The sequence below is a fragment of the Microcoleus sp. w1-18aA5 genome (assembly GCF_036701705.1).
GTDB lineage: Bacteria > Cyanobacteriota > Cyanobacteriia > Cyanobacteriales > Microcoleaceae > Microcoleus.
The window spans coordinates 105,121-118,237 of the sequence record NZ_JAUPTE010000001.1; the positions used below are offsets into that span (position 1 = coordinate 105,121).

Annotated in this window: 12 protein-coding genes; 4 read left to right on the forward strand and 8 right to left on the reverse strand. The window is 46.7% G+C overall.

Annotated elements, in window-relative coordinates; all coding sequences use genetic code 11:
* Positions 1 to 100: 100 nt before the first annotated feature.
* The gene (locus Q5691_RS00465; protein ID WP_333210882.1) at positions 101 to 610 is read right to left on the reverse strand and encodes an NYN domain-containing protein; all 510 of its coding nucleotides are present in this window, start codon (positions 608 to 610) and stop codon (positions 101 to 103) included.
* A gap of 588 nt (positions 611 to 1,198) precedes the next feature.
* Between Q5691_RS00465 and Q5691_RS00470 the strand changes: the two genes are divergently transcribed.
* The 3 genes from Q5691_RS00470 (at position 1,199) to Q5691_RS00480 (ending at position 2,411) form a co-directional block, all read left to right on the forward strand.
* On the forward strand, positions 1,199 to 1,558 hold the full coding sequence (locus tag Q5691_RS00470) for a hypothetical protein (protein ID WP_333172864.1): 360 nt from the start codon (positions 1,199 to 1,201) through the stop codon (positions 1,556 to 1,558).
* Between the two features lie 74 nt (positions 1,559 to 1,632).
* Positions 1,633 to 1,887, forward strand: a complete 255-nt coding sequence (locus Q5691_RS00475; RefSeq protein WP_333210880.1) for a hypothetical protein — start codon at positions 1,633 to 1,635, stop codon at positions 1,885 to 1,887.
* Between the two features lie 380 nt (positions 1,888 to 2,267).
* Positions 2,268 to 2,411, forward strand: coding sequence for a chlorophyll a/b-binding protein (locus tag Q5691_RS00480; protein ID WP_333082210.1), 144 nt, complete (start codon positions 2,268 to 2,270; stop codon positions 2,409 to 2,411).
* 192 nt (positions 2,412 to 2,603) lie between these two features.
* Here the strand turns inward: Q5691_RS00480 and Q5691_RS00485 are convergent, their stop codons facing one another.
* The 7 genes from Q5691_RS00485 to Q5691_RS00515 all read right to left on the reverse strand — a co-directional run bounded on the left by Q5691_RS00485 (position 2,604) and on the right by Q5691_RS00515 (position 10,985).
* On the reverse strand, positions 2,604 to 2,816 hold the full coding sequence (locus tag Q5691_RS00485) for a hypothetical protein (RefSeq protein WP_333210878.1): 213 nt from the start codon (positions 2,814 to 2,816) through the stop codon (positions 2,604 to 2,606).
* A gap of 106 nt (positions 2,817 to 2,922) precedes the next feature.
* A complete protein-coding gene (locus tag Q5691_RS00490) occupies positions 2,923 to 3,141 on the reverse strand; it encodes a hypothetical protein (RefSeq protein WP_190655558.1) in 219 nt (72 codons plus the stop codon).
* 471 nt (positions 3,142 to 3,612) lie between these two features.
* Positions 3,613 to 4,005 carry a response regulator gene (locus Q5691_RS00495; RefSeq protein ID WP_333104178.1) on the reverse strand — a complete coding sequence of 131 codons (393 nt, stop codon included), beginning with the start codon at positions 4,003 to 4,005 and terminating at the stop codon, positions 3,613 to 3,615.
* A gap of 359 nt (positions 4,006 to 4,364) precedes the next feature.
* On the reverse strand, positions 4,365 to 6,947 hold the full coding sequence (locus Q5691_RS00500; RefSeq protein ID WP_333309898.1) for a PAS domain S-box protein: 2,583 nt from the start codon (positions 6,945 to 6,947) through the stop codon (positions 4,365 to 4,367).
* A 361-nt stretch (positions 6,948 to 7,308) separates the two neighbouring features.
* On the reverse strand, positions 7,309 to 9,555 hold the full coding sequence (locus tag Q5691_RS00505; RefSeq protein ID WP_333210873.1) for a glycoside hydrolase: 2,247 nt from the start codon (positions 9,553 to 9,555) through the stop codon (positions 7,309 to 7,311).
* 261 nt (positions 9,556 to 9,816) lie between these two features.
* Complete coding sequence (locus Q5691_RS00510) at positions 9,817 to 10,053, reverse strand: NifU family protein (protein WP_006632519.1); 237 nt, start codon at positions 10,051 to 10,053, stop codon at positions 9,817 to 9,819.
* A gap of 281 nt (positions 10,054 to 10,334) precedes the next feature.
* Entirely contained in the window at positions 10,335 to 10,985 is a 651-nt protein-coding gene (locus tag Q5691_RS00515; protein WP_333210871.1) for a DUF3386 domain-containing protein, read from the reverse strand.
* A 320-nt stretch (positions 10,986 to 11,305) separates the two neighbouring features.
* Here Q5691_RS00515 and Q5691_RS00520 point away from each other — a divergent pair, with 320 nt between their 5' ends.
* The gene (locus Q5691_RS00520; RefSeq protein ID WP_333343716.1) at positions 11,306 to 12,844 is read left to right on the forward strand and encodes a PAS domain S-box protein; all 1,539 of its coding nucleotides are present in this window, start codon (positions 11,306 to 11,308) and stop codon (positions 12,842 to 12,844) included.
* Positions 12,845 to 13,117: the final 273 nt, after the last annotated feature.

Genomic DNA, 13,117 nt, shown 5'->3' on the forward strand with positions numbered 1-13,117 from the left:
TGGACATGAAAGAGCCGCAAATAGCGGTAGGTTGGGAGAATCTAGTTTATCAAATAAACTAGATTTTTGCTATCTGCGGCGAGGTAAATTTCAGGGACATTTAGGCTGCTAGTTTGTAGCTTTCAAGCAACTTCGGTAATTCATCCAGAAAGTAGAATTCATTGGCGAGCCTTTCCAGATTCTTATTTTCACTATCTCGTCGAGCCACGATTATCACCTTTTTACCCTTGTCTTGCAGCTTAGGAATCAAGATTTCGTTATAGCCGTCTCCAGACCCAATGATAAATGTATGTGAATATGGACTAATTGCTGCTTCACCAGAACAGTCGAACAACAAACTAAAGTCAGCAGCATTTCTGATTGTCTGATATACATTAACACATTCCCAGCCAAGATTAACTAAGGTTCTTTTTTTTTCTTGATAAACCTTGTGGTCTTTTTCCCAATAGTCGTAAGCTTTTCTGTTGACTACATATCCCAATGAATTTCCCAAAAGTAAGAAGTTGTTTGCTAGCTTTTTATCTGGGATGTTCTGATGATCCCAATAAATGGAAACTAAAGGCTGAGACTGGCTTTTTTGTTGGCCTGTGGTTCGATGATTGTCTGTCATTGAATCGTTCCTAAAAAAGGGTGAGCAGACAGCATCAATAAATTACCCATCTAGCACGAAGTATTGTTTTTGGGTTCGCTCAAAAATGAGCTCGCCCATTTAACAAATGGCTCTAGTAAGAAACTATGAATTTAGTTTGTAGTTGTTTGGTTAGCGTCTCAGCGATACGATGTGTAAACTTCGGCTAGGGGTTCTAAAAACCCGTTGATATACACATTTAAACAAATGTTGTGCCAGCCGAAATAAACCCATCATCCTCGCTGAGACGACTTAACCAACACTCCTTGCTTTTGAATGAGGGTGTTTATCTCAGCTATACTACTTTGATGCTTGCACATTAATTCTAAAATGTCAATGGGTAATCTGATTTATTTTTTGAGCTTGATTTTATGAACGGGACTTATGCGATCCGACAAAAGAAACCGGGTTTTTTATCGAATCTGCGGGATGCAGCGAAGTATTTTCGCAAAAAAACCCGGTTTCTGGCTACTTGTGGGTAAGTCTCAATTCTCAGCTATAGTCTATTAGGGGAAATTTTACACCAAATGGGATGATACCATAATCCTAAAACAGTGTAATTTTTACCCTATGTTGCGAACTTGCAGAACGTCGCGACGCGACAAATGGTTTAGCTGGCTGAGTGAGTCAATGGAAGCTTGGGATTTTTGCCGTCGGTGGTTCCACGCCACACAAGAAGAAGAAAAAGCCAGAGGCTACAAAGCGCGTTGCAACCTGCTTCTGGTAAAGGTTTTAGGCGTTAATATTGATGCCGTCAAGCGGTGGGGGCCGAGTTTTGAAAAAATGCCAGACCACCACAAGCGTACCTTGTCATACGCTGACACGCTGCGAGAGATGATAGAGGTTGCTGGCAAAAATGAAGATTTTTTGGAGGAGGTACTAGAACGAATCAAAAACAAATCTAAGAAAATAGGGGAATATTTACACTGAATTGGTGGCGTCAAGCGGGCTGGGTGTTGTATTTTTTGGATGTAGCACTCAACTAGCAAAAGCCTTTAATCACTGTGACACAGAGTTTTTTATCCAATTCCAGCAGCGACGCCATTCAACTTCCCGCGTCCCAGCTAACTCCCGACACAGCAAATCCTGAGAAAGAACCCCTCAAACATCTGCTGATAGGTTCTCCCCAAGCTGTCAGGAGTACAATTTACCTACTCCACGCGCGCGGGTACGCTGAGGTTGGTGTCTGGAGTCCCCTGCTACCAACTGCTAAAAGTGGTGAGGTGATGAGTATTTTTGTGAAATACCTTCGCATCTAATAGATTCAGATTGCATGGTGCCCCGGAATTATGCTGTGTGCGAAACAATTAGGGTTTGCTCTTCCGGGGCAACCCAGGCGGAGTGTCACTAGATTTTTGCTATTTTATGTTAACTAAAAATTATTTTTCTGACATCCTTCGACCCACGCGCCCTGACCTCAGAAACCCGGTTTCTTCTTGTATTTTTCGTGGCTCGTCGCAAAATCTCGTAGAAACCGGGTTTCTCGCCTCCGATGCGATCGCCCGCGAGCCCATCTCCCTGCGGGATCATCCCGCTGATCTCCGGCATTTGAACAGTAAATGTAAAAATATGTTGCAAACTTTGTACTGCTGTGTTAAGTTTAGTTACATAAGGTTGAAATTAAACGAGGTTTCTGGTCATGGAAAACAAAAACGCAAAAGTTGGCTTCACTGAGTTTGCTGAAACCTGGAACGGCCGTTTGGCAATGTTGGGCTTCGTTATCGGCTTAGCTACCGAATTCCTCACCGGTCAAGGCATTCTCTCTCAAATCGGTTTGATGTAATCAGCTTAACTGCATACTAATAGCTGAAATTCAGGCGATCGACCCCATCACAAGTGCAAAAGCCCCCCGCTAATAAGTCCCCTTCACTTCACACGGAGGGGGCTTTTGCATTTTTAATCAAAAAATCCAACAAATGGCACAATCAAAAATCTTTTCCGTCTCAATATTTATCGCGAGACTAACTCCAGCAAACTAAGCAATTCCTACGGAATCCAAAATCCTCAATTTAGGAGTCAAAGCCGGATGTTTCACCAAACCGTCGCGTTTGTTAGTCCGCCCCCCCTTAAGTAAAATCATCTCCGACAGATCCGGCATTTCCTGCCAGCAGTGCGAGCAGAACCAATAAACGCGATTGTGGCGAGCGTGGCGGAGCAATTTAGAGGAGCAACAAGGGCAACTATTCATGATATTTTAAACCTTTTTTGAAGATATGGAGCGATAACCAAATCATTAGAGAGATTCACAAATGCCTGCACATCTCAATTCCAGGCACAAAAATAAAAAATCTCTTTCACTCACAGCTTTGAGCGTCGCGCAAGTAGCACTTTTGGAGGCCCAACAGTAACACCACAATCAAAAGCTGAACGCTCCAAGGAGCCCAAGAGAAACCCCAAATAAAACAACCCAACCCGGCCCAAGCCACAAGAACAAAAATATCTTGAGAGGTTTGCCAGTAAACCCAGACTGCTGCCAGAGAAACTATTAGTAGCAAAATGTAAGCTGAGGGCATAGTCGTCTTCTCCCAATGTGTCTGCCAACAGTCAGGAGCGATCCCTGACGTTCTGCTTAAACATAAAACTAAAACCTGAAGAACTTATGAAGACGAGTGAGTTGTTACAAAAAGTAAAATAATCCTGCTAGCTTATATTTTCCCGATACATCAGTAGGAATACTGTTCTCATGGCTGAGGCCGAATTCGGTTAAATGAACGCACTAGAAATAGGGACTTAGGCATCATCTATCTGTGTCAATTTCACCTCAAATATCGGCAGGGTTGAAACGCCTAAACGCCTTCGGGACTGCGGTTTTTAGTCTGAAGCTGACAGGACGATAGGCACGGCGCCTAAGTCGCTACATATATCCTGTCCGATCAACCGGATTTTCTCTAAGGAACCCTAGCAAAGAAACCAAGTTTTTTTAACTCTCTTTGCCTGCAAAACTACTGCTTGAAAAGCTGCACAATTCAATGCGGGCGATCGATCTATTCTTGCTCCCAGCCCAAAGCTTCAGCGACCTGAGCCGCCAAAAACATCGGTTCAAAAGGCTTAGCAATCACACTCACCACCCCCAAATCCGCGAACATCCGCCTGTCGCCAGCCAGAGCCTTAGCTGTCAATAAAATTACCGGAATGTGCTGCGTAGCCTTATTAGCTTGTAACTGTATAAAAGTAGTAGGCCCGTCTTGGTCGGGCATCATCACGTCCAATAGAATAGCATCAGGCTGTTCGGCAAGAGCCTTAGCAACACCCTCGCGGCCCGAACTCGCTGTCAGGACTTCCCAGCCCCCCACCAGTTCAAGACTGACTTGAGCTACTTCCCGAATATCTTCCGCATCGTCAATAACCAAGATGCGCTTGGCAGTCAAAATTAACATTTTTTTATGAATGAGAACTGATCATAGATTAGATGCGAAATGCGAATATTTTGTAAAGCAAATTATCTTACCCGATCGGACTTTACAGTAAATTTTCAAAACTGTATAGCAGATGTTGAAGGAAGAAGGAACAAGGAAGACCGAAGTTGCAATCGAGCTGCAGGATTTCAACTAAGAACATCCTAACCGTCTGGCGCGGTTGCTGTAAAATATCCCACCCAAAAACAGCCACTTTTCGACCTCAAATTGTGCTTTTTGCCCCCAGTCCCCAAACTGCCGAAAAGGCTGAGATTGTTTGTCGATGACTCGATCGAACAATCTGCACCAAATCAGTAACTTTGGGTACACCTAGGTAGAAATTAACTTTCAGTTGCAAGCCCCTCCCTCAGAAGTGGCAGACTTAAGAAAAAAGTGCTGCCCTCCCCCACAACGCTCTCCACCCACATCCGCCCCCCGTGCTGCTGCACAATACTGCGACAAATAGCCAGCCCCAAACCAGTACCTCCCTTCTGGCGAGAATCAGAAGCATCAACCTGTTGAAAGCGTTCAAAAACCATCTCCAGTTTGTCTGGCGGAATACCCCGCCCTTGGTCTTTCACAGCAATCACGATGTACCACGAGCTCGGAACTGGCAAATGCGGAGGCGCGGCGGCAGGCTCAGGAGATAACAAAGACGGAGACGACACCGACTTGTGCGCTGCTTTTTCTGCCAAATCGGGATTGTGGGTCAACTCCCCGCTCAGCCAAACCGTAGCGCCGGAGGGGGAAAATTTTATAGCATTACTGAGTAAATTTGTCAAGGCTTGAATTAGCCGATCGGGAACAGCTTGCAATTGCGCCCCCACAGGCTTCACCGACAGAGTAACTCCCGCCTGCTGAGCCATTCCCTGCATCTCGTCAGCCGCCTGCAACATCAGGTCAGCCACATTGCAAGTTTGTTTGATGGCAGTGCTGTAACTCGACTCCATCCGCTCTAAATCTAGGATGTCATTGACCAAGCGCACCAAACGGTCAGTGTTAGTGACAGCAATCTCCAGCATCCGCTTAGCTTTCTGGGGGTAAGCGTCAAGCAGGCCGCTGTTGAGGAGGCCCAGGGCACCGTGAATCGAGGTCATGGGCGTCCGCAGTTCGTGGCTGACAACAGAGATGAATTCATCTTTCATGCGCTCGACGGCAAGCCGCTCCGTGATATCTTTAAAAGTCACCACAGCTCCAATAATTTCGCCTTCTTCTCGCATCGGAGCGACAACGTACTCAACCGGAAAACTGCTGCCGTCTCGCCGCCAAAAAACCTCATCCGTGACGCGGCGCGCCTCTCCGTCTTCCAATGTGGCTAAAATTTGAGAACTTACCCTTTGAGAACTTACCCTCGGCGGCAGCCGTTTGTCCGCCTGCGGTGCGGCGCAGTGTGGGACAAGTTCAGAGCCTGAATAGATGTCTGTTGCAGGTGAGAGTTGCTCGATCGCCCTTGAGCATTCTTGCTGTGAACGGTGTAAACTTTCATAGAGTGGTCGATCGATCAATTGCTTCGATTCGCACCCAGCCATTCTCACCGCTGCAGGATTGACAAAAGTTACTTTTCCCTGTTTGTTCAACCCGCAAATTCCTTCTCCTGCGGAGAACAAAATCATTTCTGTTTGGTGGCGGAGTTGTTCAAAGGCTTTTTCGACTCGCTTGCTGTCGCTGATGTCGCGAGCGATTGTCGAAACCCCCGTTACCGCTCCAGTCGCGTCTTTAATCGGAGAAATCGTCAGGGACACATCTATCTGTTGACCATCTTTCCGCAAGTGTACGGTTTCGTAATGGTCGATGGTGGCTCCAGCCCTAATATTTTCCAAAATTTGGGGCATTTCCTTGGGGCGTTCGGGTATGGCTAAAATCTCGATCGACTGCCCCTTGATTTCCGCAGCACAGTAGCCATAAATCTTCTCTGCTCCTGCGTTCCAGCTCTGAATTGTCCCGGCGAGGGTTTTGCCGACGATGCCGTCGTCGGAAGACTCGACAATCGACGCCAAGCGCACGAGTTCGTCTCTAGTTTGCTTGTGTTCGGTAATGTCGCGACCCAAAATCACTATACTTTTGCGTCTGCCGTCGGGGTGAAATACGGGTACTTTAATCACGTCGTAGATTTTCACAGTACCGTTTGAGCGGAGAATCACTTCTTCTCCCCTAGAAAGCTCACCTTTTTCCCACGCTTCTTGATCACTCACCTCGCACGCCTGTAGCGCCTCGCGGTAAAAAATGCTGAGTTCTCCTAGCTGAGAATCTTTAAGACCACGGTAGTCTATTTGTTCTAGCTCGAACACTTCCAATATCGCTTGATTTGCCTCCTGCCACCTGCCCTCGCCATCTTTGAAACAGACAATATCTGGCATGGCATTCATCAGCAAGTCGAGATAGGAGTTTTCTCGCAGTGCAGTTTCTACCTCCGCCCGCTTGGCGATTTCCCGTTGCAGGTTTTCGTTTGCCGTTTGCAGCGAGTCCTTTAACAAACTTTCTGTAAAATTCCGTTCTTTAATTACTTCTTGAAGTCTGTGGAGTTCTACCGACAGTCGCCTTCGGGCCAACAAATTCTCTACCCGCAAGTGCAGTTGGGTGGGTTCGACAGGACTTACTATCACATCGTCTATTCTGCGTTCGAGTTGTTTGATCTGCTGCGAAAATAGCTGCTCAGCAAGAGCAGGCGTTTGGGATTTACTAACCAGCAAGAACGGTAAAAATATCGGCTCGGCGGCTGTTTTTAATGATTCTACCAGCGGCCCGATGCGATCGAAATTTGCCTCGTCAAGAATGCACAAGTCAAAAGCGATTTGGGGAATGGGAAATTCGGAGTTGGGATCTAAAGCGCGATCGAGTACGATCACCTCATGCTCGGTGTTGAGGTGGGCGATCGGCAAATTAAGTTGTTGGTGGCGATCGACCAAGAGTAAAATGCGGCTCATTAGTTTGTTAATTTCCCCATGACTAATGATATGATGTCCGGTAAATTAACCATTATATGTTTGGTAGTCAGGACCTAAGTCCTCTTTTCTAGGAGGCAATGAAGCCTTCACTACAACAAATTTTATAGCCTTAGATAGACCGGACGCGATCGAAGTTATTAAGGCATTAAGTAGCCAGAGTTGAAGCCCCAATTTAATATAATTTGATAATTATTTAATTGTTTGTTGGTTCAAAAAATGACTAAGGACTAAGGACTAATTCAGGGGGCGGGTTTATATTTATTTGGGTTGGCAGTTCTATGAAAGCTGGTGCAACCCGCCCCTACAGCCTAATGACTAATGACTAAGGACTAATGACTTTTTACGGCATTCCGATCGGAATCAAAGCATCTTCCGGCATACAGCTAGAGTAACGACTTCCTTCCGATAAAACCGCAATTAGCCTCACCTGCCAGTCGGGCATAATCTGCAAATCCGCCCAGGGCACTGCTACCTCCAAACATTTATCCACTCCCACTTGAGCGCGGCTAATGCGGGGCTGCCACTGATCGCCCTCTTCTGCTTCCTGAAACCAAATCGATTTCGTCAGCAAATTAATCTCTAACTGATGGTGGTATCTATAGTTTAGCGGTGCTTCGTCAGGCAAACCTGACAGCGGGATCAGACTGTTGTTCATCGTGCGATCGGGATAAAACCAGAACAAATTTAACTGCTGCGGGCAATCAATTCCCGGCCGCACGCCTACCTTGAAGTCGGCGCGAATGTAAAAATTCAAGTGGTCAACCCCGTACCAAAGACGCTGAATTGCCGAACTCCGGTGCATCGTACCCCTTGCTCCCCCAACTTCAATCCGACCGGCTTTGTCCCAATCCTGTTCGTTGCCGATACCGTCAATCACCGGGTGAATAAAGCTCAGCGGCAGGTGGTCGCCTTGAACCTCGTGCACCTCTACTTGTCGCCGCACTTCCGGGGGTACGGGCTCGCCGAGAGCTTCGTAAATTGTCGCTACGTGTTCGCGGAATAGCTGGTCGAACATGGCATCTTGGTTCGACGTGTGGCCTTCGCCAAACCACCAGAACCAGTCGGAACCTTCAGCCGCATAAAGCGCTTCCCAAGCTTCTGGGTTGGTTTCTTCTGTGGCTTCTGGATGGTTTGCCAGCATTTGTCTGGCGGGCCCTAATATGTCCCAAGCACGATTTTTCGCGGGATCGCCGATCCAAGTTGTGAGGGAACCGTCCACCCAGGAACCGGTGTGCAGTTGGGCTGCGGGAATTGTTTCGGTTGCTGGGAATTTGTCGAGAAATTCTGAGACGGTGACTAATTTGATATCGGGATTATCGCTGAGAGTTTGATAGAGGGATTCTAAGAAGGGTTTGCCGTCTTGGGGATAGAATTCCCAGCAATTTTCGCCGTCTAGGGCGATCGTCACTAACCAGGGATTTTCTAAAGCGGTTTGACCGTCGGGTTGTCGGTGTTTGAGAGTTCTGCCGATCGCTTCTAAGTGTCCCACTAAATCTGATGCTGCTTTTTCCGGTTCCATCGAACCGTAAGTAAACCCGATCAAGTCGGACAATCTGTGGTCTCTAAATACTATAGCTAAATCGCCGTCAGGAGTTTCTAAACGGTAAGGGCGATATAAGAATTCTGGTTCGTAGACATTCCCTGTCGCGTCGCGGTGGAAAAAGTGTTTAATTGTCCACCCCAATACAGCTTCGTCCGAGACTATCCATTTAAAGCCTTGTTTGGCAATGTAGGGCAAAATTTCCGGGCTAACTGCTTGTTCCGACGGCCACAAACCGCGCGGTTGGCAATCAAACCGGTCTTGATACATTTCCCAGGCTTTTCTCAGGTGTCGGGGAATATCTTCTGCCCACTGAAACCGGTGTTGTGGCAGCGTCATGTTTGGAATAGCTATGCGGCCGCCATTAGTGTCGGCAAGCAGCGGTAAAATCGGGTGCGTGTAGGGGGTTGTGGAGACTTCCAACTGTCCCTCAGCTTGCATTTTACGGTGCTGGGGAATGATGCGAGCGAGGATTTCTTTTTGTTTTGAGTAGATGTTTTTTCTGTCTACCAAACTAAAATTTTGTCCTTGTTTCAGCCACGCTGCAATCTCCGGGTCGTCCCAAAACAGCGGGTCAATCCAAGCTAAATTATGCCAGGCCAGCAAGTCGCTAAAATCCTGCAATTTCCAGTTTCCCAAACACCACTGAATGCCTTTTTCCTGCCGCTGAGTGTAGAGTTGAGCGTAGCGGGGGTGCGGCTGAATAAGAGTGTGGTAATTGGCGTCAAAAAAGTGTTCTAAAATGAACTCTTTTTCTGGGAGGGTTAAAATTTCTGCTGACTTTAATGTCACCGTCAAGTAAGGGTCTAATGCTTTGTCTGCGATGCAGTCTTCTATCTGCAAAATCAAGGAGGGAACCAAGTTTACGGTTTGATGAAGCTTGGGATATTTTGCCAGGAGGAGCACTAAATCCAAGTAGTCTTTGACTCCGTGCAAGCGCACCCAAGGCAGTCGGTACTGAGCTGCTCCTGGGCTAGCTGATACTCTGGATTTGTAGAGCGGTTGGTGTTGGTGCCAAATGAAGGCTACATAAAGGGGATGAGACATTGAATTTAGTAATTGGTAATTGGTAATTGGTAATTAAATTTGGTAATTGGTAATTAAATTTGGTAATTGGTAATTGGCAATTAAATTTGGTAATTGGAAACAGTCAACAGTCAACTGGTAATTGGTAACAGTCAACTGTTAACATCCAACTGCCAACTGTCAACGGTCAACTGGTAATTGGTAACAGTCAAAGTCAACTGTCAACTGTCAACCGTCAACTGTCAACCGTCAACTGCCAACTACCAATTGCCAACTGACTAATTACATTACCTGTTCGACTTCGGCAATTTCTGGGATAGCCTCGCGCAGGCGACGTTCAATACCCATCCTCAGAGTCATTGTGGAACTCGGGCAAGAGCCACAAGCTCCTTGCAGTCTCAGGTGTACCACTGGGCCGTCAATTTCTACGAGTTCGACGTTGCCACCGTCCGATATCAGGTAGGGGCGCATTTCATCGAGAACTGTTTCGACGTTATCTCTGGTTAGTGCTAGTGTCATATTTCGCCTCTGTGATGATTTCTTGCAGTTGATGAAAGTTCGATTTGACTCAAGGGCAGCATTCTCAACCCGCGCGGGATTTAAGAAACCGGGTTTTTTGATAAAAGACTTAGGCACTCAGGTGAGCCCGCGGCAGGAAACCCGGTTTCTGTCACGCTGATGCTCGATCCCAATTAGCTCTCTTGTTCGATCGTAGCGTTACTTGTCGCCAAATCAAGTTGATTCTGATACGTTAACTAAAAAAAACCCGTTTTATTTAAGAAATCGGGTTTTTGAAGCCGCTACACTATTGCTGGTTCTAGCAGTTTGACATTGGAGTAGTTGAACTCGGTTGTTGTCAGTTGACCTTTTTCTTTGGCTCGAACTACTTGCTTGGTCATGACATAATAGTCGCCTATCTTCTCAAAGGTATCTTCAAATTCGAGTTCTTTGATAATTTCGTCGGTTTGAGGGTTGCGGAAAACGGCATCGTAGTGGCTGGCCAAAGAACCTTCGGGTGTCTCTAAGCTTTTGTGCGTGTCAATTACGAAAGCCATGCGACCCATCACCCGGCTGACTTGACAAATTGAGAGACCTCGGATTTTATAATTCGATCCCATTGAGTCGCCTTGCACCAAGATGTCCACAGCGTCGGTGCTGTCTTTCTCGCCCAGGGTGAAGCTATTTTTGCCGTGAGATTTTTCAAATGTCGATCGTTTGCGGTGGGTGACAATATCGCGCATTTGGGTGTAGACGCTTTGCTGCACTTCCTCATCTTCAATGCCGCTGACTTCCACGCTCATGTCGGGTTTGATGGAAACATGACCCGTATATACTTCGTCGCCCTGTTTGAGTTCAATATCGGCACTGTAACCGGGAAAATTGGCATCCCAGGTATAGCGGTGTTCGTAAGCAGCGCGAAACAAATCGCGAGCGTTGGCTTGCTCTGTCATAAATCCCTCTTTCTCTTGACACCAATCTAGTTTAGCTTAACCGCGAGAAGCCCCACATTCACTGGGTAGGGGAGTTACCCGCACTCCTGGCGAACACTTGTTGGGGGAGCGGCTGGGGTGGCAATTAGGGCGCAACAAGAATTTACTTTCTCTATCGGTTGCTATGATTTGAAGATAAAGTCCCAAAATGCCTGGTTATTGAGAGCGCGATGGGTCGATCGCCAGACACCAGTCTTAGTTATGGGTTATGTTGAAAAAACTTGTGTCCGCTTTTTAGGGGTTGCACCCGCAGGCAACTATTAGATTCCCCCCTTAATAAAATGCTAGAAACTGTTTACAAACACTTAGAAACATTGCAGGAACAAGCTAGGGAATTGCCACACCCGCAACAGGCAATTTTCACAAAAGTTTTGGAAGATTTATCAAATTCTCTACAGGAAATGGCAGGCAGCCGCTTGTTTGAAAGCGCCACAAATAACGCCGCAAAGCTCGTTGAAATTGAAAAAAATAATCGCCTTTTGGAACGCACTGTAGCCCAGCAAGTAGGGCAAATCAGACAGCTACGGGAGCAGTTGGAAAAACAAATCAGCCAGCATCGCAGGGACACTCAAGCATTAACTAAAAGTGAAGCCAAACTGCAAGCTATGCTGCGTAATTCTCCCGATCTAATTACCATTGTCGGCTCCGACGGGCGAGTTCGATACCACAGCGGAGCCCTACAGCGGCTTTTGGGTTACAACCCAGAAGAAAGAATTGGCAAATTTCACGGTGAGTTAATCCATCCAGACGATTTGCTGGCTTGGCAGACGTATTTTGGTAAGTTGTTAGAATCTCCAGGAATTGGGGGGACAATCGAATATCGGAAACGCCACGCTGACGGTTCTTGGATCTACATGGAGTCGATAGGCAACAGTTTGCTTTACGATTCTAGTGTACAGGGAATTATAATTAATTCGCGAGAAATAGGGGAACGAAAGCAAGCCGAAATCGCAGTCCGAGAGTCGGAACTCCACTACAGAGTTATGTCGCAAATCACTTCGGATTTTGCCTATTCTTTTAAGGGACTGCCCGACGGCAAGTTCGCCTGCGAGTGGGTGACAGAAGCTTTTGAGCGCTGCACTGGGATCGTTCCTGAAGAATTAGAATCGTTTGGTTGGTGGAACTCAGAACTCGTTCATCCCGACGACAGGGAAATGTTAATTAAACAATTAGAAGGCTGTACTTTCAGCCGCACTGGAGCTAATGAGTATCGCATTATTAATCAAAAAGGCGAGGTGCGCTGGGTGCAGGACTACTGGCAAGTGGTGTGGGACAAAACTGCTGAACGGGTTGTCCGTTTGTGGGGCGCTTGTCAGGAAATTACCGATCGCAAGCAAGTAGAATTGAAACTGCAACTCGTTAACCAAGTTTTACAAGCCCAGATAGCATCGGCGCCGCTGGCGATTAACTGTACCAGCAATGACGGCAATACCGTTGTTTGGAACCGCGCCGCCGAACAACTTTTTGGCTGGACTGCGGCTGAGGTTTTAGGGAAACCTTTACCGAATATTCCTGAAGGCCAAAAGCAAGATTTTTACGCGCTGCTAAAGTCTGCGTCTAATGGCAAACCGCAAAACGGTTTGGAAATATCTTTGTTGAAAAAAGACGGTAGTTCGATCGATGTTTGGCTTTGGGCCGCACGGGTGCGAGATGCGGGCGGCCAGACTGTCGGCAGTATCAACATATTTTCTAGTCTTTCAGAACGCAAGCGCATAGAGGAAGAGCGCCAAAAACTAGCAGCGATGAAAGATATGGAGGAACCTTTTTGGGCGCGCTATGTCAGCCCTCCAAAAACTCCGAAAAAAAAGGGCGGCGGGTAATTCTATCAAGCACAAGTTAAAAGCATTAAAAGTGCAAAAGTGTAATCTTATGCTTGCAATATCCTTTCCGGTAAAATAACCTATTTGATGTGAGTCGTTCGAGCGGACATAATATGATAAATACACCGCGCTAAGCTGTTGTGCATTTAAATAGGGTGTGAGGATTTGGTGAAAGGGAACAGGAAAATGGAAACGGGGAACAGACAATATGTAATTTAAATGCTCGACAGCTTACTACGTGTAGTAGTTGCTATGCTGTACTTTGTAAAACTA